Source organism: Pseudomonas edaphica (assembly GCF_965277385.1).
Classification (GTDB): domain Bacteria; phylum Pseudomonadota; class Gammaproteobacteria; order Pseudomonadales; family Pseudomonadaceae; genus Aquipseudomonas; species Aquipseudomonas edaphica.
Window position 1 is genome coordinate 4,717,012 of record NZ_OZ255725.1, and the last position, 20,529, is coordinate 4,737,540.

Below are 20,529 nucleotides of genomic sequence, written 5' to 3' on the forward strand. Positions count from 1 at the left end.
GGGAGCATAACGTAGACTATCTGGCACTTGATACGGTGCGATAGTCTACGCGGCGCTATCAGATATCCAAAGACGCCTGCCGATTTCTTCCAGATCGGTAGGAGTCAATGACCGTTGCGACGACAGCTGCTATTTTTCTAGCAAGCAGTGGAGGTACTGCATTTCCTATCTGTGTGTACTGTTGTGTTCTATTTCCCTCGAAAAAGTAATTGTCAGGAAAGGTCTGCAATCTAGCGGCTTCGCGAACAGTCAAGCTGCGGCACTGACTCGGGTCCGGGTGTATATAGTAATGACCATCTTTAGCTATGTGTGCGACGACAGTTGTAGAAGGACCATTTTCCATCTGAACTCTGAAACGGTCACTAAAGGGGACTGAGTCAGAAGACACGTTCTCATGAGCTGGCAGTAGCTGCGCAGGGAACTGGTGTATTTTTGGGGAGGAGCCATTCAATCTCGCGTAGCTTGCTGCATAGATGTACCGATGAAGATCTGAGCGCATATGACTCCTAGCCTCATGCTGCAGCACCCCTTTCAGTCTTGGGTCGAGGAACCACTCACGCTGCTTGGTACTCATTTCTGGATCTACTTTCCAGTATGTGAATTTACTACCGTTAGACTGCAGTCTCTGTGCGTCAACCGCCGCTTTTTTCATCAAATCTATCAAGTCACCGTTGCCGGCTACGTACGGCCGTAAAAGCATAGAGCCGGCTTCTTCCAAAGCGGATAACCATGCTTCGAGAGAGTCACCACCTCTTGAAATCTTGCTGCGAACCGGCGGGAGTCCTGACAGGGCTTGCCCAACTGTAAAAACAGTTTTGCTGCGTTCCATTACGAGTTTGTGAGGATTTTCAAGTAAAGCGGGACAGCTTGAAGCAATGTCAGAGCGTATGCCAAGCAGGATAACGCGGTGTCTAGCCTGTGGAAGGCCGTGCTGTTCTGATTGAATGATGAAGTCGTGCGGGTCTGGTTTTTCCACGTCTCTAGGGACGACTAAAGAGCGGATGTTGTACGAAAGGTCTTCGGCAGGCGCCGAGAGGTCGTCGAAAATTTGTTGAAATATGTTCGAGCCACTGTGTTTTGAAGACAATATGCCTTTAACGTTTTCCATTACGAAAATCGTTGGTTTGAACTCGCGAATAATCCGTAAATACTCTTTATAGAGAAAGTGCTTCTCGTCGCTTTCAAATTCCTCTTGGGACTCGCGTGTGCGACGGGCACGTCCTGCCACAGAGTACGCCTGGCAAGGTGGTCCGCCAATGAGTACCCATTCCTCTGCCCCAATCAGGGCTTTCCTGATCCATTTGTCGACTTCTTCTGGCGAAATTTTACCAAGCTCTGCGAGCTTTGCTTCTTGTGCTGCTTCTACTGCTTCCGCCGGTACGTCCGGATGCTTGAAAAGCTCTTCACGAGTAATTTCTCCCCGGATGTATTCATAGTAAGCCTCCGGTGCCTCGCCTTTGGGGAAGGCGCGAAATAATGCACGGAGAGATAAGGTTGCATGAGCGACAGGGTCTTTCTCGATCGAGACACGGAGCTGGAATTTGCGTACTCCCTTCTGATGGCCACCGATTGAGGAGAATCCTTCCCCCAGTCCGCCCGGGCCCGCAAAGAGGTCGATTACCGGGATAGATTCCTTGTATTTCATTGATTTAGCCGAGGCGCCTAAGACAAAAATAAAAAAAGCGCATTGCAGCGCTCAGGGGGGTGCTCAACCGGGGGGGGCGGGCACTTATGTGCGATAAATGGTAACGGTTCACTTAGTGGTCGGCAAGAAATGAACCTCACGAGAGGCAACTGAGTTTTACCGCGTACAAGGGGCGCGCAGGAAATTGCAGAATGTCCACGCAATCATGATTGGAGCTAGGCAATTCTATTGCTGTGGGGGTTATGAATGGCCTAAACGTTGTTCTCTGGTGTGCAGGGCTATTCGGCAAAAAAACGCCTTACCTTTCTGTGGGTGGCATTCGTGTAAGTAGAATTCTGTTTAGTGTGAAAAAAGCCCTGGAAATCAGGGCTTCTTAGCGGATCTGAGTAAGTCGTTCAAAACTGGATTTTTTTGCTATGGGAATCAATCCCAGCTCAAAGCCCCACCAGTCTGATACTCAATAACCCGAGTCTCAAAGAAGTTCTTCTCCTTCTTCAAGTCCATAATCTCGCTCATCCACGGGAACGGGTTAGTCGTCCCTGGGTACTCTTCTTTAAGACCAATCTGCGACAACCGACGATTAGCAATAAACTTCAGATAATCCTCCATCATCGCCGCATTCATGCCCAACACCCCACGCGGCATGGTATCGCGCGCATATTCAATCTCCAGCTGCGTCCCCTGCAAAATCATCTGGGTCGCTTCTTCCTTCATTTCAGCATCCCACAAATGCGGGTTTTCGATTTTGATCTGGTTGATCACATCGATACCGAAGTTCAGGTGCATCGACTCGTCACGCAGGATGTACTGGAACTGTTCGGCCACGCCGGTCATTTTGTTGCGGCGGCCCATGGACAGGATCTGGGTGAAGCCGCAGTAGAAGAAGATGCCTTCCAGGACGCAGTAGTAGGCGACCAGGTTGCGCAGCAGTTCTTTGTCGGTTTCGACGGTGCCGGTTTCGAACTTCGGATCGGAGATCGAACGGGTGTATTTGAGGCCCCAGGCTGCCTTTTTGGCGACCGATGGAATCTCGTGGTACATGTTGAAGATCTCGCCTTCATCCATGGCCAGCGATTCGATGCAGTACTGGTAGGCGTGGGTGTGGATCGCTTCTTCGAAGGCCTGGCGCAGGATGTACTGGCGGCACTCCGGGTTGGTGATCAGGCGGTACACGGCCAGGACCAGGTTGTTGGCAACCAGGGAGTCGGCGGTGGAGAAGAAGCCGAGGTTGCGCATGACGATGCGGCGTTCGTCGTCGGTGAGGCCTTCGGGGTTTTTCCACAGGGCGATGTCGGCGGTCATGTTGACCTCTTGCGGCATCCAGTGGTTGGCGCAGCCGTCGAGGTACTTTTGCCAGGCCCAGTCGTACTTGAAGGGCACGAGTTGGTTGAGGTCGGCGCGGCAGTTGATCATGCGCTTTTCGTCAACGGCGACGCGGGCGGCGGAGCCTTCCAGCTCGGCGAGGCCTTCGGCGACGTCGAGTTTGTCGAGGGCGGCCTTGGCGCGCACGATGGCGGCGGAGTCATTGGCGGTGACGGCGCGGGCTTCGATGGCGGCGGCAGCGCCGGCACCGTCGAGGCGGTCCATGTTGGCTTCGGTGGCGTGGCCGGCGTTGGCGCCTTTGGCGGCTACTTCGCCTTCTTCTTCTTTGTCGAATTCGTCCCAGCTCAGCATGACGTGTCGTCTCCTGCGTGAGGGCTCAAAGGTGCCCGTGTGAAACCGGATGGTTGGGTGTTCACACGGCCCAGAGGCCGCGGTGGATCTTAAGGAATCGTTTGTTGCAACAGCTCGCGCAGGCAATTAAACGGAATAGGGTTACGGGTTCTGCTTGAGGCTTGAGGTGCGCAGCGACAGGCGCGTGCTTGCGCGAAGGCCTCAGGTCTGGCTCTTCATCCCAGTGTAAAGGGATATTGCAGGCCCGATTTACCCGCGCATTATAGGGAAAAAATCGGCTTTGTGTTGCGGCCGATGGTCACGATGGAGGGGCAAAATGCTGTGGTTTTCGGCCAGAGCGTGTGTTTGCAAGGCTTTGCTGGGGTAGGAATTTTTTGACGGGCGGTGGGATAGTTTTTGTAGGGCTGTGGGAGGGGGAATTGAGGAGGGCTGTATGGGGTGTGTTTGGCTGGGATCGCCATCGCAGGCAAGCCAGCTCCCACATTGGGTGGGCGGTGGGCCAGAGGGCGGTTCTTGGCCGCAAGAACGATTTCTTGCGGCGACCAAGATCCGGGTTTAAATCTTACTGAAAAAGTTATTACCCGTTAGAGCAACCATTGCCCATCACTTGATAATTAAGAATATGACGCTGACCTTGCGAGTCTTCATATTCCATTTGTACCGGTACAACGTTGCAGACATCAGGGATGTTGCTCATGGACAATACTTTGGCCACATCCAAGTGTGTGCTGTAGGTGTAATCTTCAACAATCGGGGCGTTCTGGCCGGCCAGCTCGGTCGGGGCCTCATCGGCCAGGGCGGCGGTGGCGCACAAGCTGCTGAGGGCCATAACTACGAGAGCTTTCATTACTGTATTTACCTTCTTCAGGGCGAAAGGGGTCACGGGGCCCTTATGAGGCCGCGTGTGTAACTATAAAATTGGGAAGTTCGGATTAACGTTGCCTTCGTGGGGGCTGTTACGGTGTTAATCACGTTGCCTTGTTGGCGGAGTTGATTTTAGGCCTGTGGGTTTTATTCATATACCCGTGCTTTTGATAAACACTATTGGCGGTTTTTGTAACAATCCCGTGGTAAAGGTTTTTTCATCAGGCGCCAAAGCCGCGCAGGCCGTGGGCCAGAGCCCTGAAAGGGCATAGCAGGGCATTTTGTAGGGGCTTGTTACTACCATCGTCGAATGGTTCTATGGGGGCGCCCCGGCTACAACAGGGCATACAAAAACAACTATTGTCACCGAGGTAAGAAAGATGAGTGCGGCTTCCCTGTACCCCGTTCGCCCCGAAGTAGCAGCCAACACGCTGACCGACGAGGCGACCTACAAGGCCATGTACCAGCAGTCGGTGGTCAACCCCGATGGCTTCTGGCGCGAGCAAGCCAAGCGCCTTGACTGGGTCAAGCCTTTCACTGCGGTCAAGCAGACCTCTTTCGACGACCACCATGTCGACATCAAATGGTTCGCCGACGGTACCCTCAACGTTTCCTACAACTGCCTGGACCGCCACCTCGCCGAGCGTGGTGATCAGGCTGCGATCATCTGGGAAGGCGATGACCCTTCCGAAAGCCGCACCATCACCTACCGCGAGCTGCATGAAGAAGTCTGCAAGTTCGCCAACGCCCTGCGCGGTCAGGATGTGCACCGCGGCGACGTGGTGACTATCTATATGCCGATGATCCCCGAAGCCGTGGTCGCCATGTTGGCCTGTACCCGCATCGGTGCGATTCACTCTGTGGTATTTGGCGGTTTTTCACCGGAAGCCCTGGCCGGTCGCATTATCGACTGTAAGTCGAAGGTGGTGATCACCGCCGACGAAGGCATTCGCGCCGGTAAGAAAATTCCGCTGAAGGCCAACGTCGACGACGCGCTGACCAACCCGGAAACCAGCAGCATCCAGAAAGTCATTGTGTGCAAGCGCACCAATGGCAACATCAAGTGGAACCAGCATCGCGACATCTGGTACGAAGACCTGATGAAAGTGGCGGGCACTGTGTGCGCGCCTAAGGAGATGGGCGCCGAAGAAGCGCTGTTCATCCTTTACACCTCGGGCTCCACCGGCAAGCCTAAAGGCGTGCAGCACACCACTGGCGGCTACTTGTTGTACGCAGCCCTGACTCACGAGCGTGTGTTCGACTACCGCCCAGGCGAAATCTATTGGTGCACCGCCGACGTGGGTTGGGTCACCGGCCACACCTATATCGTATACGGCCCGCTGGCCAATGGTGCGACCACGCTGTTGTTTGAAGGCGTGCCGAACTACCCGGATATCACGCGGGTGGGCAAGATCGTCGACAAGCACAAGGTCAATATCCTCTACACCGCGCCGACCGCGATCCGCGCGATGATGGCGTCCGGCACCGCTGCCTGCGAAGGCGTGGATGGCAGCAGCCTGCGTCTGCTCGGGTCGGTGGGTGAGCCGATCAACCCGGAAGCCTGGGATTGGTACTACAAGAACGTCGGCCAATCCCGTTGCCCGATCGTCGACACCTGGTGGCAGACCGAAACCGGCGCCACCTTGATGAGCCCGCTGCCGGGTGCTCACGCGCTCAAGCCGGGCTCGGCGGCACGCCCGTTCTTTGGTGTGGTGCCGGCGTTGGTGGACAACCTCGGTAACATCATCGAGGGCGCTGCCGAAGGCAACCTGGTGATCCTCGATTCGTGGCCAGGCCAGGCGCGCACGCTGTATGGCGACCATGACCGTTTTGTCGACACTTACTTCAAGACCTTCCGTGGCATGTACTTCACCGGCGACGGCGCGCGCCGTGATGAAGACGGCTACTGGTGGATCACTGGGCGGGTGGACGACGTGTTGAACGTCTCCGGCCACCGCATGGGCACTGCCGAGATTGAAAGTGCGATGGTTGCGCATCCTAAAGTCGCCGAAGCGGCGGTGGTGGGTGTGCCGCATGACATCAAGGGGCAGGGCATCTATGTGTATGTCACGCTCAAGAATGGCGAAGAACCTAACGAAGCGCTGCGCCTGGAACTGAAAAACTGGGTGCGCAAAGAGATCGGGCCGATTGCCTCGCCGGATGTGATCCAGTGGGCGCCGGGCTTGCCGAAAACGCGTTCGGGGAAAATCATGCGCCGGATTCTGCGCAAGATTGCTACGGCTGAGTATGACGGGTTGGGGGATATCTCCACCCTGGCCGACCCAGGTGTGGTGGCGCATTTGATTGAGACGCACAAGACCATGAACGTCGCGTAAGGCGGGCTGGGTCAGATAAAGCCCCATTCGGCGTGAGCCGGGTGGGGCTTTTTTGTGGGGTTTGATTTCGATAGCACTGGCGAAACCGGATCACTGTGGGAGCTGGCTTGCCCGCGATGAGGGCGTATCAGGCACAGGTGGGTTAGCTGACAGGCCGCTATCGCAGGCAAGCCAGCTCCCACATTTGGAATGTGTTTCATGGCCGGAGTTTGATCGTTCCCACGCTCCGCGTCTGCTCTTGAGGCGTGACGCAGAGCGTCACAGGATGCATCCCCACGCGGAGCGTGGGAACGATATGTGTGTAGGCCAATAAATATCGGTTTCTTTCGTAGGAGGTTTCTGAATGTTACCGTCCAGCCTAAATGTGTAACCCCACGCCCAATCCTGAGGCAATGTGCTACGCCTGCGCCCCGAAAACCCGCGTTTTAGACACCCTCAGAAATAAGATTAAACGCCAGACTTGCCGTGCTAGAAGGGTTTGCGAATAATAGGCCCGCAATTTGCAGCATCAACAGGTTTAATATCTTTTGTCTCTGCATAAAATCCAGAGGCTGTCAATGTGCTGGAACCGCTTTCTCAGTGCTTCTGTAAATTGTTGTCGCATTGAGGAAATATCGGCTTCCGGCCTGTCGTTAGAATGCCGATCACTCGCTCGTCGTCTCCTGTATCAATTCAGGGTAGGACGCAGCACCGCTATTCGGTTTCACTTAAGTCGCATCGTGGGCCACGGCTCATTCTGCTTTTTGCCCTATACCGATGGAGTCCCAAGATGAAGAAACTTGTGCTGTTGGGCGCCCTGGCGCTGTCCGTGCTGTCCATGCAGGCCTTCGCTGATGAAAAGCCCCTGAAGATTGGTATCGAAGCGGCTTACCCTCCGTTTGCCTCGAAGGCGCCGGATGGCAGCATCGTTGGTTTTGACTACGACATCGGTAACGCGCTGTGCGCAGAGATGAAGGTCAAGTGCGTATGGGTCGAGCAAGAATTCGACGGCCTGATCCCTGCGCTCAAAGTGCGCAAGATCGATGCGATCCTGTCGTCCATGTCCATCACTGAAGACCGCAAGAAGTCTGTGGACTTCACCAACCGCTACTACCTGAGCCCAGCGCAGCTGGTGATGAAGGAAGGCACCACCGTCAGCGACAGCCTGGATGAACTCAAAGGCAAGAAAATCGGCGTGCAACGCGGTTCGATCCACGATCGTTTCGCCAAGGAAGTCCTGGCCCCTAAAGGCGTCACGGTTGTGCCTTACAGCTCGCAGAACGAAATCTACCTGGACGTGGAAGCCGGTCGCCTTGACGGCACCGTGGCCGACGCCACCCTGCTGCAAGACGGTTTCCTGAAAACCCCTGCCGGTAAAGGCTACGCGTTCGTGGGCCCACAGTTCACCGACGCCAAGTACTTCGGTGACGGCATCGGTATCGCTGTGCGTAAAGGCGACAAGGCCGAGCTGGACAAGATCAACGCTGCGATTGCCGCGATCCGTGCCAACGGCGAATACAAGAAAATCCAGGACAAGTACTTCGACTTCGATATTTACGGCGCTGACCCTAAGTAACTCGTCGCAGCTGTCTGTCCTAAATGGCGCAAGCAACAGAAGATTCTGAAGTTTGCGCCATTTTTTCATCCCCCTTTTCGAGGACCTGAATCATGTTGAACGGCTACGGGGCTGTCATCCTCGATGGCGCATGGTTGACGCTTCAGCTCGCCTTGTCGTCCATGGCCTTGGCCATTGTTCTGGGTCTGATCGGGGTCGCGTTACGCCTGTCGCCGGTGCGCTGGTTGGCTTGGCTGGGTGACTTGTACTCCACGGTGATCCGCGGGATCCCCGACCTGGTGCTGATTCTGCTGATTTTCTACGGCGGCCAGGACTTGTTAAACCGCGTCGCGCCGATGCTCGGCTATGACGACTATATCGACTTGAACCCCTTGGCCGCCGGTATCGGCACCCTGGGTTTCATCTTTGGCGCCTACCTCTCGGAAACCTTCCGTGGCGCCTTCATGGCCATTCCCAAGGGCCAGGCCGAGGCCGGCCTTGCGTATGGCATGAGCAGTTTCCAGGTGTTTTTCCGGGTGATGGTGCCGCAGATGATTCGGCTGGCGATCCCTGGTTTCACCAACAACTGGCTGGTACTCACCAAGGCCACCGCGCTGATCTCGGTGGTGGGCCTGCAAGACATGATGTTCAAGGCCAAGCAGGCGGCAGACGCCACCCGCGAGCCTTTTACCTTCTTCCTCGCAGTGGCGGCGATGTACCTGGTGATCACCAGCGTGTCGTTGCTGGCCCTGCGTTATCTTGAGAAGCGCTACTCGGTAGGCGTAAGGGCGGCTGATCTATGATCTTCGACTACAACGTCATCTGGGAAGCCATGCCGCTGTACCTTGGCGGCCTGGTAACCACCCTGAAACTGTTGGCTATTTCGCTGTTCTTTGGCCTGCTCGCCGCCTTGCCGCTGGGCTTGATGCGCGTGTCCAAGCAGCCGGTCATCAACGGTGCGGCCTGGCTCTACACCTACGTGATCCGCGGCACGCCGATGCTGGTGCAGCTGTTTTTGATCTACTACGGCCTGGCGCAATTCGAAGCCGTGCGCGAAAGCTTCCTGTGGCCGCTGCTGTCGAGCGCCACGTTCTGCGCATGCCTGGCGTTTGCGATCAACACCAGCGCCTACACCGCCGAAATCATCGCCGGTAGCCTCAAGGCCACGCCGAACGGGGAGATCGAGGCGGCCAAGGCCATGGGCATGTCGCGCTACAAGCTGTACCGCCGCATCCTGCTGCCGTCGGCCTTGCGCCGCGCGCTGCCGCAGTACAGCAACGAAGTGATCATGATGCTGCAGACCACCAGTCTGGCGTCCATCGTCACCTTGATCGACATCACCGGTGCTGCACGCACCGTGAACGCCCAGTATTACTTGCCGTTCGAAGCCTATATCACCGCCGGCGTGTTCTACCTGTGCCTGACCTTTATCCTGGTGCGCCTGTTCAAGTTGGCCGAAGGCCGCTGGCTGAGCTACCTGGCTCCACGGAAGCATTGATATGGAACGTATCGATCACCTGTTGCCCTGGGGCCACCTGGGCTGCGAGCGCCAACTGAGCGTGTTTCGTTTTGGCAGTGGCGAGCGCAAGGCCTATATCCAGGCCAGCCTGCACGCCGACGAATTGCCGGGGATGCGCGCCGCGTGGGAGCTGAAAAAGCGCCTCACTGAACTGGAACAGCAAGGCGCCCTCAACGGGGTGATCGAGCTGGTGCCGGTGGCCAACCCGATGGGCCTGGGCCAACTGCTGCAAGGCAGCCACCAAGGGCGTTTCGAAGTCGGCAGCGGCAAGAATTTCAACCGTGATTTCGTCGAGCTGAGCGCGCCGGTTGCCGAGTTGCTCAAGGGCAAGCTAGGCGATGACCCGCACGCGAATGTGCGCATGATCCGCCAGGCGATGACCGATGCACTCAATGCATTGCCCGCGCCGAGCAGCCAGCTGCAAGGCATGCAGCGCATCTTGCTGAGCCACGCCTGCACCGCCGATATCGTCCTGGACCTGCATTGCGACGCCGAAGCCGCGTTGCACATGTATGCGTTGCCCCAGCACTGGCCGCAGTGGCGCTCGTTGTCGGCGCACCTGGGTGTGAAAGTCGGCCTGCTGGCGGAAGACTCAGGCGGCAGTTCGTTTGATGAAGCCTGCTCGCTGCCGTGGTTGCGTCTGTCACAGGCGTTCCCGGACGCACAGGTTCCGCTGGCCTGCCTGGCGACTACCCTGGAGTTGGGCGGCCAGGCCGACACCGGCCGTGATGAAGCGATTTTCCACGCCGAAGGCATCCTCGCGTTCCTCGCCGAGCAAGGCTTGATCACCGGCCAATGGCCGGCGCCGCAATACGACGCGTGCGAAGGCTTGCCCTTCGAAGGCACCGAGTTGCTGTTTGCGCCCCATGCCGGGGTGATCAGTTACCTGCGTAAAGCCGGTGACCGGGTAGAAGAGGGCGATGAGATTTTTGAAGTGATTGACCCTCTGACCGACCGCGTCAGCATTGTTTGCGCGGGGACGTCCGGGGTGTTGTTTGCCGTTGAACGGCTACGTTATGCCCAAGCGGGTTTCTGGCTGGCCAAGGTGGCGGGGCGCGAAGCGCTGCGCCACGGGCGCTTGCTCAACGACTGACCACCTGTTTTTGTGAGAACCGACCGCATGTACAAACTTGAAGTCCAAGACCTGCATAAACGCTATGGCAGTCATGAAGTGCTCAAAGGCGTGTCCCTGGCCGCCGCGGCCGGTGATGTGATCAGCATCATCGGTTCCAGTGGTTCGGGCAAAAGTACCTTTTTGCGCTGCATCAACCTGCTGGAGCAACCCCACGCCGGCAAGATTCTGCTCAATAACGAAGAGCTGAAACTGGTGACCAACAAGGACGGCGCCATGAAGGCCGCCGACCCGAAACAGCTGCAGCGCATGCGTTCGCGCCTGTCCATGGTGTTCCAGCATTTCAACCTGTGGTCGCACATGACTGCGCTTGAAAACGTGATGGAAGCGCCGGTGCACGTGCTGGGCATGTCGAAAAAAGACGCGCGTGAAAAGGCCGAGCACTACCTGGCCAAAGTTGGTGTGGGCCATCGTAAGGATGCGTTCCCCGGCCACATGTCCGGCGGCGAGCAGCAGCGCGTGGCCATCGCCCGCGCCCTGGCAATGGAGCCGGAGGTGATGCTGTTCGACGAACCGACCTCGGCCCTCGACCCGGAACTGGTCGGCGAAGTGCTCAAGGTGATGCAGGACCTGGCCCAGGAAGGCCGCACCATGGTGGTGGTGACCCACGAAATGGGCTTTGCCCGTGAAGTCTCGAACCAACTGGTGTTTTTGCACAAAGGCATCGTCGAAGAACGTGGCAACCCGCGTGAAGTGCTGGTGAACCCGCAATCCGAGCGGTTGCAGCAGTTTCTTTCCGGTAGCTTGAAATAATCAAGACTGCTTTTGTGCACTCAAATAGTGCATATTTCGCAACTCGGACGTTGACTTCCGTCCCTGTGGGAGCTGGCTTGCCTGCGATAGCGATATATCAGTAACCAGTGTGGGAACTGACCCACCGCCATCGCAGGCAAGCCAGCTCCCACATTGGATCTCCATATGTTTTGAGATTTGTGTTCGTTTACCGGCTAGCATTGGCCCTTGTCTTCATTACTGTTACTCGCTTCGGATAGCCCCTAAATGACCGCCCATAAAATTGGTTTCCTGATTTGGCCCAGCACAAAAGCACTCACGCTTGCGCTGGCTGAGGAGGCTTTGCGCGTTGCTCAACGGGTGCATCCGGACGTGGTGTACGAACTGTCGTTCTTGCAGGCCGAGCCGCGCACCGAAGGTGCCTGGCAATTACCGGGCGAACCGTGGGCCGGCAAGCTTGAAGGCTTTCAGAAGCTGTTCCTGCTGGCGGACGAACCACCTACCGTCATTGCGTCCCAACTCAGTACTGCACTCAAGCAGTTGGTGCGCGCCGGGTGCGTGATCGGCGGGTTGTCGGCCGGTGTGTATCCCTTGGCTCAGTTGGGTCTGCTCGACGGCTACCGCGCCGCCGTGCACTGGCGCTGGCAGGACGACTTCGCCGAGCGCTTCCCCAAGGTGATCGCCACCAGCCATCTGTTTGACTGGGACCGCGACCGCCTGACCGCCTGTGGCGGCATGTCGGTACTCGATCTGCTGCTGGCGGTGTTGGCCCGTGATCACGGCGCCGAACTGGCCGGTGCTGTCTCCGAAGAACTGGTGGTGGAGCGCATCCGCGAAGGCGGCGAGCGCCAGCGCATCCCCCTGCAAAACCGCCTGGGTTCCAGCCATCCGAAGCTGACCCAGGCCGTGCTGCTGATGGAAGCCAATATCGAAGAGCCGCTGACCACCGACGAAATCGCCCAGCATGTGTGCGTGTCACGACGACAACTCGAGCGCATCTTCAAGCAATACCTCAACCGCGTTCCCAGCCAGTATTACCTGGAACTGCGCCTGAACAAGGCCCGCCAGATGCTGATGCAAACCAGCAAGTCGATCATCCAGATCGGCCTGTCGTGCGGCTTCTCCTCGGGGCCGCACTTCTCCAGCGCTTACCGCAACTTCTTTGGCGCCACCCCGCGTGAAGACCGTAACCAGCGGCGTAGCAGCAGCCCGTTTGAATTGTCGTCGGTGCCCTCCGAGCGTGGTTGAGTGGCCTTTATTGTTCGGTGTCCTGATCTGATGCGTCGGTTGACGACGCTGGGCTGAGTTGCGCGCGCTGCCTGACCTCCGGGATGCCAAAGTCCACTGCGGTGCGGTTGTAATACGGCACCAGCAGGGCGATCGTTTCAGGCGAGAACGTGTTGCCGCCAAGAACGAACCCATCGGCCCTGTCCGGCGCCACCTCAAGCAGGTCGGTGGGAAGTTCGGTTATCCGGTTGTTTCTCAGGTCCAGTTGATCGAGGGATGGCAGGTTGAACGTCCCGTTGGGTACCTCGGTCAGGCCGGCATTTTCGATGATCAGGGTGGATAACCCGGACATCTTGCTGACGTCGGGCGTGATTCCCAGTGAGTTACCACTGAGGTCCAGGTACTCAAGGTTTTGCAGGTCGCTCAAGGCGTCGGCGCTGGTTGCGGTCAACCGCATACGGCTATGGGACAGGATCAGTGTCTTGAGTTTGGTCAGCTTGAACACATCGGCGGGAATGTCCGGCAGGGCATAACGATGAATATGCAGGGTTTCCAGGTTGGGAAAACGCACAAGAAAGCCTTCGGGAATTGAGGTGGCTTGCTCTGCGCTCAACTCCAGTTTCGACACATGTTTAAAGTCCATATTCAGCACCGGTAAATCGCCGAGTAAAGGCAGTTTCAGCGCCATTTCATGATCGGTGGTCGGCGGCTCCTGGCTTGAATCCAGACCGGTCTCCCGTCGCCAGCTTTCTTCCAGCAAGGCCTTGAGCTGGTGGCGAAGCAGTTGCTGTTGCGCTCGTACGCCTTCGTCCATGGGCGTGTCTATGAACGGGTACCGTTCAGGTATATCCAATGCCCACTCCTGCAAGTCTGTTTGCAGTCGCTCGTAGTCGGTTTTCAAGCGCAGGAGTGCGGGCATTGAGTCATTCAGCTCACCGGGCAACCTGAAGATAAAGTTATTCGCCTCGTCGTCAGTGAAGGTGGGGTAAAGCTCATGAACCAAGCGACGCTCGAATGGGTTGGCGTCTGCGCCGAAGTGTTCGCCGGTTCTCTGGCAGTAACGTTTGATCTTTTCCAGGGTGGCGCGTGAAAGGGGGTTGCCCGACAAATCAAACGCTCTAGCCCGTTCGGCGGGCAGGCTGAACAGCGCGTCGGGTAGCCTGCTCAGGTAGTTGCCGCTGAGGTCGGCGCTCGTGAGCTGAGGGCGATTGATCAGGTGTTCGGGGAATAGCGAAATATGCGTCTGGCTAAGGTTCAGCGTCTGCAGCTCAGGCATTTGCCCAAGGTTGGGAGAAAGTGACAGCTGGTAGTTGCGGGAAAGGTCCAGGCTTCTCAATTGGCTCAAATTGGCAAGCTGTGCACGGCTTTGTGTGGTCAGGTTAAGGTTGCAATTGCTCAGCGTCAGCCGATTGAGCTGGGTGCGCGCCATGACCTCGGGAGGCAGTGTGTTGAGTGCTATGTCGCTGATATCCAGCGTGCGCAGGTTGGGGAAGTGGGCCAAAAAGGGGGGTACGCCTTGGGTGGTGGGATAACCCTTCAATCTCAGGTTGCAGATGTGGTCGAAGTTGGCACTGATGGTGGGCAGTTCGCTTTGCAAGGGGGCGTCGAGGTGCAATTGGCGGCCAAGAGAAAACTCGCTGTCCTCCGGGGTCTCGTGCCGCCAGGCACGGAGCAATTGGTGAGTCCAGATCCAGCGATTAAGTTTCTCTTCGGCAACGGTTGAGGAGAAAAGCGGTACTTCGGTGTTGAGGAAGGTTTGAGAGAGGTTGGAGCGCCAGGTCGCCAGGTCGGTTTCCAGTCGTGAAAATTCAGCCTTCAAATAATGAAGCGTCTGTAAGGGCGAGCCAGGGTGGCTTCGCATGGCGTTCAGTACATAGTCCACTTCTGCTGGGGCGAGGCGGGGATACAGTTCGTGTACTAACAGCGCCTCAAGGTTATTTGTGTTGCCAGGGGCACTGGCGTCGTAACCCTCCATGCCGCCGGGCAAGCGCATCAGCTTGGGGTCGTAAAAAGGCTTGCGCACTGGCGCAGTTGCCAGCAGCTCCCCCAGCGGCTCACGGGCCAGCGCGTACTGGCGCAAGGTCTGTTTCAGCAGTGGGCCTTGGCCAATGTGGATACCCAGCGCGTCGCGTTGCGCGTCGGGCAGTGCCTGGAGCACAGCGGTATAGAGGTCGGTTTCGCCGAACAGGGTGCCCTTGCCGTCTTCGGGAACGTAACCGCCATCAATGGCGCGCACCAAGGTGCGTTGGATCGGTGCCTGCATCGGGCCGATGGTGTCCCGTACCGTACCGGTGCGGCTGAAGTCGCGCACTTCCAGGCGTACCTGCGGCGACCACCCCGGCAGCTTTTCCAGGGAATGCAACGCGAGTTGTTCTGTGTCGTTGCTTTCCAGGGCATCCATGTACAACCCTTCATACGCTCGACTGATCCTGACCTGATGCGCAGCCCAGCGTGCGCGCTCCACCAGATGGGTTGGCAGACTACCTTGATCCATGGTCAGCAGGTCTTGGCCGCTGGCGCCGAACAGCACCTCGTGCGCCGCACTGGTGGGCAGGCCGGGCGCACTGTCGATGATTTTTTGCTGGCGCGGGTCATCGGTGGTTTCCAGTCCTCGGTAGCGGGAGTCAAACAATGAAGCGCGCTTGGCCTGGGCTTGGCGTGCCAGCTGTTTACGCAGTTTGGCCGCGCGCACGTGCAGTTGGGTGGCGGGGGTGCCGAATTCTTCCTCAAGCAGGATTTTGCGTTCTGATTCGTCCAGGGTTTCCAGCAGCGTTTTGAGAAAATCACCATTTTTCATCTGGGCTTCATGTATCTGCGCCACCGCCGAGTTTTCCTGGCCTTTATGCTCCCAGACGGTCTCACCTTTCGCGTTGAGAAAGCGCAAGGTCTTGGACTCGGGCCACAGGCCGGTCTGACTCAACAGCCAAAGCTGGGTTTGCGGGTCGGCTTTTTGATACTGCGCAGGGTCGTCACTGTTCATCTGGTCGATAAAGTCTTGCAGTTGCTGATCAATGGCGACGCGCTTGAGGGTGTCGGCCAATAGTGGAGGCGGTGGTTGGCGGTCCATATGCAGCTTGCGCAGGGCGGCATCGTCGGCGCCGCTGATGCGATGCGCCCATTCCAGGCGCGTCTCACTGAGTGTGTCAGCCGGTGGGCCGAGTCGACGCAGCAAGGTGCTGCGATCCCAGGTCAGTGGGCGATCTGTTGCTGTCAGCCAGGCGCCCTTGCCGTTGCTGATGATTTGCGGGCGGTAAGCGTGCGCGCGGGTAGGGTGGGCAAGGAAAGTGCTACCCAATTGCTGCTTGATGGAGAAGTGTTGTCCATTGAGTGTCAGGATCTGTTTATCCGCATGGGCATATAGCCCTTCGTGATTGGGGCGTGACTCGGGCGGTAGTTGAATGTCATGGGTGTAGGGCGCCAGGTCGGGCTTCCACAGGCGGGTCTTGCCGTCAGTTGTGACCGGGGTGAGCTGCTCAAAAAAGCGCCACAGTTCGTTGGGCAGTGCCTGTCGCAGCAAACCTTCGGCAATCGGTGCGCCGACTGCGAACATACCCAGTTGCACCATTTGCTCGAGGATCGACATCAGGTGCCCGAAGGCTTCACGCTTGAGGCCCTCAGCCCAATCGATGATGCCCTCGAATACGTCGTCGAGCAGTTGGTAAGCGGTGTAGCCCAGCATCAGCGCGCCCAGTGGTGGAAGGAAAGGGGTCACGATGAAGGCGGCGACTTCGAGAATGGCGTTAGCAACCTTCTGCACAATGTCCCAGCGTTGCCAGCGTGCCTTGCTGTCGGCGTCTGCGGTGGAGATGGCGGTTACCCGAGCGTCATTGAGCAGCTTGTCGAGCTTGGTCTCGTACAGGTGTTCGTAAAGATCACCGGTGATTTTCGTTGCATAGAACTGCAGGTTCGGGTTGACCACCGGTTCGTCGCGCCAGGCGGGGCGTGAGTCGCCGGGCTGCGGCGAGTGCCAGACGACTTTGGATAGCCGGCTGTTGAGGTCTGCAAAGAAGTAGCCGCGGTATTCTTGGTTGACGAAGCGGCTGAAAAACGCCTGGTAGTCGGTGTCGCGCAGCTTGTCGGCCAGGTCGCGCATGAATGCTGTGCCGTCGGGGTAATACTTGAGGGCCGCCAGTGGGTCGCCGGGAATGTACGCCACTATGGGGACTGCGCTTCGGTGCTGCTCCAGGTCGGCGGCGAACAGCACTATGCCGGTCAGCGGTGCGCCCATCAGGCTCAGGTCGTGGTTGAGCAGTACCTTGCCCTGGAGTGTCAAGCCTCTGAGGCCGTCGAGCTGCGCCTGGAGTGTGCGCAGCGTCGATTCGCTCGCGTCTTTTTTCAGGCGCGCCATGTGCACGCAGGTTTGCGCCTCGGCTTTGAGATTGGCGATTACCTTGCTGCGCAGCGATGCCTGCAGCGTGGCGTTCTGGAAGCCGAAAAAGCCTTTGAGGTAGCGTTGGTACTGCGCGCCGATGTCCAGCTCGCGGCACAGTCCGACGAATTGCGCGATGCTGATTTTTTCGCTCACAGCGGGCAGGGTGTCGAATTGCCCAGCGGCTGAGGGTTGGGTGATGAAGGTGGAGTCGGTGGTGTAAGCGGCTTTTTCGCCTTCGGCGGCGTCGAAATTGTGCAGCGCTGCGTCCACCAGCGACACGGTCCAGGCCTTGACGCCTCCCAAGTCCACAGGGAACAGCGGAACCGTCACGGGGGCGTAAAGGCGCAGGTAAGTGGCGGTGACATCCAGCTCAATGCCAAAGCGGGAAGTAAGACCCTGTTGCAGCAAGGGTGCCGCGAACGCTTGGGGCGCTTGCAGCGCTGCCAGGGCGGTGTCGAGCTGGTTTTGCGTGGCCCAGCTCTCGGCCATGGCTTGCTGGAGGGGGGCTTGTTGCTGGCGGCGGGTGTCGGCCTGCCAATCGGCAAACTCAAGCCGGGTGTTTTTCAAAGTCTCGCGCCGCGCGCTTGAGGCGTTGCCCAGCCATTGCGGCAGGCGGGTGTGAGCCCCGGCGGGCACCCTGCTGGCGGTGAGTGTCAGGTGTTGGGTGAGCGTGGTTTGAGTCAGGGGAGGCACGTGGCTGATCCTTCAGTGGGTTGAGTCACCGTCATCACAGCAAGTCTGATTGGCGTACAGGGGGCAGATAGTTAATACAACCTTCGAAATCAGCAGGCGATGCCCCTGCCTCTCAAACGATGCAACGTTTAAACTGCGCCATTGCGACGCTATTTGTCGCATTGGCGTAAACCCGCCAAAAACGCGGGTTTGCGCTATAAGAAGTTGTCGCTTGGCGGCAAGGCCGCGCCGAAAACTGTCCTTACAATCCCTGCATCGCCCGCCAGTTCCAGGCAGGCGTTCCTCTTCAGGAGACTCCGATGTCCGTTGAGCAAGCCCCGGTGCAACGTGCCGATTTCGACCAGGTGATGGTGCCCAACTACGCACCTGCCGCCTTCATTCCCGTGCGTGGCGCAGGTTCGCGCGTTTGGGACCAGGCCGGTCGCGAGCTGATCGACTTTGCCGGCGGCATCGCGGTTAACGTATTGGGCCATGCCCACCCGGCGCTGGTCGGTGCACTGACCGAACAGGCCAACAAGCTGTGGCACGTCTCCAACGTGTTCACCAATGAGCCGGCCCTGCGCCTGGCCCATAAGCTGATCGACGCCACCTTTGCCGAACGCGTGTTCTTCTGCAACTCCGGCGCCGAGGCCAACGAGGCCGCATTCAAGCTGGCCCGTCGCGTTGCGTTCGACCGTTTCGGCACCGAGAAGTACGAGATCATCGCCGCGTTGAATAGCTTCCACGGCCGTACTCTGTTCACCGTCAACGTCGGTGGCCAGTCCAAGTACTCCGATGGGTTCGGGCCTAAAATCACCGGCATTACCCACGTGCCTTATAACGACCTGGACGCGCTCAAAGCGGCCGTGTCGGATAAAACTTGCGCCGTGGTGCTGGAGCCGATCCAGGGCGAAGGCGGCGTATTGCCAGCCGAACTGGCTTACCTGCAAGGCGCCCGCGAACTGTGCGACGCCAATAACGCGCTGCTGGTGTTCGACGAAGTGCAAACCGGCATGGGCCGCAGCGGCCACCTGTTCGCCTACCAGCATTACGGCGTGACGCCGGACATCCTCACCAGCGCCAAGAGCCTGGGCGGTGGTTTCCCGATCGCAGCCATGCTGACCCGTGAAGACCTGGCCAAGCACCTGGTGGTCGGCACCCACGGCACCACTTACGGCGGCAACCCGCTGGCGTGTGCGGTGGCCGAGGCGGTGATCGACGTGATCAACACCCCAGAAGTGCTGGCCGGCGTAAACGCCAAGCACGACCTGTTCAAGGCGCGCCTGGAACAGATCGGCAAGCAATACGGCATCTTCACCGAAGTGCGCGGCATGGGCCTGCTGATTGGTTGCGTGCTGAGCGACGCGTTCAAAGGCCGTGCCAAGGACGTGTTCAACGCGGCCGAAAAAGAAAACCTGATGATCCTGCAAGCCGGCCCGGACGTGGTGCGTTTCGCCCCAAGCCTGGTGGTGGAAGACGCGGATATCAACGAAGGCCTGGACCGCTTCGAACGTGCTGTGAAGACGTTGACGCAAGCTTGATGGACCGTTCGGTGCCTGGCGATCCGGGTGCCGAACAAAAATTCTAAAGGCCGGACCGGATCAAATGTGGGAGCTGGCTTGCCTGCGAAGGCGGTGGCACAGGCAACCTCTGTGCTGACTGACACACCGCCATCGCGGGCAAGCCCGGCTCCCACATGGATTTGCTTACACCATCAGAATGGTGTGAGCAGGCCTCCTGTCCGGCATTTTTTCCCCTATGAGTTTTTCGAGTTAAGGAGTGACACCATGCTGGTGATGCGCCCCGCGCAAATGGCTGATCTGGGCGAGGTACAGCGTCTGGCTGCGGACAGCCCGATTGGTGTCACCTCCTTGCCGGACGATGTGGAACGCCTGAGCGACAAGATCGCTGCCAGCGAAGCGTCTTTCGCGGCCGAGGTGAGTTTCAACGGTGAAGAAAGCTATTTCTTCGTGCTCGAAGACACCGAGACCGGCAAGCTCGCCGGCTGCTCGGCCATCGTCGCGTCGGCCGGTTACTCCGAACCGTTCTACAGCTTTCGTAACGAGACCTTCGTACACGCTTCTCGCGAGCTGAAGATCCACAACAAGATCCACGTGCTTTCCCAGTGCCACGACCTCACCGGCAACAGCCTGCTCACCAGTTTCTACGTGCAGCCTGCGCTGGTTGGTTCGCCGTGGTCGGAACTCAATTCCCGTGGCCGCTTGCTGTTCGTGGCCAGCCACCCCGAGCGCTTTGCCGACTCGGTGGTGACCGAGATTGTCGGCTACAGCGACGAGAACGGTGATTCGCCGTTCTGGGACGCCATCGGTCGCAACTTCTTCGACCTCAACTATGCCGCCGCCGAGCGCCTGTGCGGGCTTAAAAGCCGCACCTTCCTCGCCGAGCTGATGCCGCATTACCCGATCTACGTGCCGCTGTTGCCGGACGAAGCCCAGGAAGCCATGGGCCAGGTGCACCCGCGTGCGCAAATCACCTTCGACATCCTCATGCGCGAAGGTTTTGAGACCGACCACTACATCGACATCTTCGACGGCGGCCCAACGTTGCACGCACGGGTTTCGGGCATTCGCTCGATCGCCCAGAGCCGCGTGGTGCCGGTAAAAATCGGCGAGATGGTCAAAGGTGTCGGCCGCCAGTACCTGGTGAGCAACGCGCAGTTGCAGGATTACCGCGCGGTGATGCTGGAACTGGACTACGCGCCCGGCAAGCCGGTGACCCTGGACCTGGAAGCGGCTGAAGCCCTGGGCGTTGGCGAAGGCGCAAGTGTGCGTCTGGTAGCGGTTTAAAAAGAGAGTTTCGCG

13 protein-coding genes are annotated in these 20,529 nt (G+C 58.3%); 9 read left to right on the top strand and 4 right to left on the bottom strand.

The window, feature by feature from the left end:
* Positions 1-58 precede the first annotated feature (58 nt).
* The 3 genes from ACQY47_RS21505 to ACQY47_RS21515 all read right to left on the bottom strand — a co-directional run bounded on the left by ACQY47_RS21505 (position 59) and on the right by ACQY47_RS21515 (position 4,166).
* On the bottom strand, positions 59-1,645 hold the full coding sequence (locus ACQY47_RS21505; RefSeq protein WP_428551681.1) for a DNA cytosine methyltransferase: 1,587 nt from the start codon (positions 1,643-1,645) through the stop codon (positions 59-61).
* A 423-nt stretch (positions 1,646-2,068) separates the two neighbouring features.
* Complete coding sequence (locus ACQY47_RS21510) at positions 2,069-3,319, bottom strand: ribonucleotide-diphosphate reductase subunit beta (protein ID WP_017134657.1); 1,251 nt, start codon at positions 3,317-3,319, stop codon at positions 2,069-2,071.
* Between the two features lie 577 nt (positions 3,320-3,896).
* Entirely contained in the window at positions 3,897-4,166 is a 270-nt protein-coding gene (locus ACQY47_RS21515; protein WP_017138434.1) for a DUF2790 domain-containing protein, read from the bottom strand.
* A gap of 397 nt (positions 4,167-4,563) precedes the next feature.
* Between ACQY47_RS21515 and acs the strand changes: the two genes are divergently transcribed.
* From acs to ACQY47_RS21550, 7 genes are all read left to right on the top strand, one after another.
* Positions 4,564-6,519, top strand: a complete 1,956-nt coding sequence (gene acs / locus ACQY47_RS21520; protein WP_056861684.1) for an acetate--CoA ligase — start codon at positions 4,564-4,566, stop codon at positions 6,517-6,519.
* A 769-nt stretch (positions 6,520-7,288) separates the two neighbouring features.
* Entirely contained in the window at positions 7,289-8,074 is a 786-nt protein-coding gene (locus ACQY47_RS21525) for an ABC transporter substrate-binding protein (protein ID WP_017138432.1), read from the top strand.
* A 92-nt stretch (positions 8,075-8,166) separates the two neighbouring features.
* On the top strand, positions 8,167-8,856 hold the full coding sequence (locus ACQY47_RS21530; RefSeq protein WP_017138431.1) for an ABC transporter permease: 690 nt from the start codon (positions 8,167-8,169) through the stop codon (positions 8,854-8,856).
* Positions 8,853-9,551, top strand: coding sequence for an ABC transporter permease (locus ACQY47_RS21535; protein ID WP_017138430.1), 699 nt, complete (start codon positions 8,853-8,855; stop codon positions 9,549-9,551). Before ACQY47_RS21530 ends, ACQY47_RS21535 begins: the two co-directional genes overlap by 4 nt.
* Position 9,552: 1 nt before the next feature.
* Complete coding sequence (locus ACQY47_RS21540) at positions 9,553-10,665, top strand: succinylglutamate desuccinylase/aspartoacylase family protein (RefSeq protein WP_428551688.1); 1,113 nt, start codon at positions 9,553-9,555, stop codon at positions 10,663-10,665.
* Positions 10,666-10,692: 27 nt separating this feature from the next.
* A complete protein-coding gene (locus ACQY47_RS21545; protein WP_017138428.1) occupies positions 10,693-11,457 on the top strand; it encodes an ABC transporter ATP-binding protein in 765 nt (254 codons plus the stop codon).
* 246 nt (positions 11,458-11,703) lie between these two features.
* Entirely contained in the window at positions 11,704-12,684 is a 981-nt protein-coding gene (locus ACQY47_RS21550) for a GlxA family transcriptional regulator (RefSeq protein ID WP_017138427.1), read from the top strand.
* 7 nt (positions 12,685-12,691) lie between these two features.
* Here ACQY47_RS21550 and ACQY47_RS21555 read toward each other — a convergent pair whose 3' ends face one another.
* The gene (locus ACQY47_RS21555; protein WP_428551693.1) at positions 12,692-17,728 is read right to left on the bottom strand and encodes a dermonecrotic toxin domain-containing protein; all 5,037 of its coding nucleotides are present in this window, start codon (positions 17,726-17,728) and stop codon (positions 12,692-12,694) included.
* Positions 17,729-18,027: 299 nt separating this feature from the next.
* Here ACQY47_RS21555 and ACQY47_RS21560 point away from each other — a divergent pair, with 299 nt between their 5' ends.
* Both ACQY47_RS21560 and aruF read left to right on the top strand, forming a co-directional pair.
* Positions 18,028-19,248 carry an aspartate aminotransferase family protein gene (locus ACQY47_RS21560; protein ID WP_138814190.1) on the top strand — a complete coding sequence of 407 codons (1,221 nt, stop codon included), beginning with the start codon at positions 18,028-18,030 and terminating at the stop codon, positions 19,246-19,248.
* A gap of 246 nt (positions 19,249-19,494) precedes the next feature.
* Entirely contained in the window at positions 19,495-20,514 is a 1,020-nt protein-coding gene (gene aruF, locus ACQY47_RS21565) for an arginine/ornithine succinyltransferase subunit alpha (protein ID WP_017138424.1), read from the top strand.
* Positions 20,515-20,529 lie beyond the last annotated feature (15 nt).

Bases quoted from the DNA above. Each gene is read 5' to 3' on its own strand.
- ACQY47_RS21545 (WP_017138428.1), top strand. From the start codon at position 10,693: ATGTACAAACTTGAAGTCCAAGACCTGCATAAACGCTATGGCAGTCAT.
- ACQY47_RS21515 (WP_017138434.1), bottom strand. From the start codon at position 4,166: ATGAAAGCTCTCGTAGTTATGGCCCTCAGCAGCTTGTGCGCCACCGCC.
- ACQY47_RS21510 (WP_017134657.1), bottom strand. From the start codon at position 3,319: ATGCTGAGCTGGGACGAATTCGACAAAGAAGAAGAAGGCGAAGTAGCC.
- ACQY47_RS21525 (WP_017138432.1), top strand. From the start codon at position 7,289: ATGAAGAAACTTGTGCTGTTGGGCGCCCTGGCGCTGTCCGTGCTGTCC.
- ACQY47_RS21540 (WP_428551688.1), top strand. From the start codon at position 9,553: ATGGAACGTATCGATCACCTGTTGCCCTGGGGCCACCTGGGCTGCGAG.
- ACQY47_RS21535 (WP_017138430.1), top strand. From the start codon at position 8,853: ATGATCTTCGACTACAACGTCATCTGGGAAGCCATGCCGCTGTACCTT.
- ACQY47_RS21505 (WP_428551681.1), bottom strand. From the start codon at position 1,645: ATGAAATACAAGGAATCTATCCCGGTAATCGACCTCTTTGCGGGCCCG.
- ACQY47_RS21550 (WP_017138427.1), top strand. From the start codon at position 11,704: ATGACCGCCCATAAAATTGGTTTCCTGATTTGGCCCAGCACAAAAGCA.
- acs (WP_056861684.1), top strand. From the start codon at position 4,564: ATGAGTGCGGCTTCCCTGTACCCCGTTCGCCCCGAAGTAGCAGCCAAC.
- ACQY47_RS21530 (WP_017138431.1), top strand. From the start codon at position 8,167: ATGTTGAACGGCTACGGGGCTGTCATCCTCGATGGCGCATGGTTGACG.
- ACQY47_RS21560 (WP_138814190.1), top strand. From the start codon at position 18,028: ATGTCCGTTGAGCAAGCCCCGGTGCAACGTGCCGATTTCGACCAGGTG.
- aruF (WP_017138424.1), top strand. From the start codon at position 19,495: ATGCTGGTGATGCGCCCCGCGCAAATGGCTGATCTGGGCGAGGTACAG.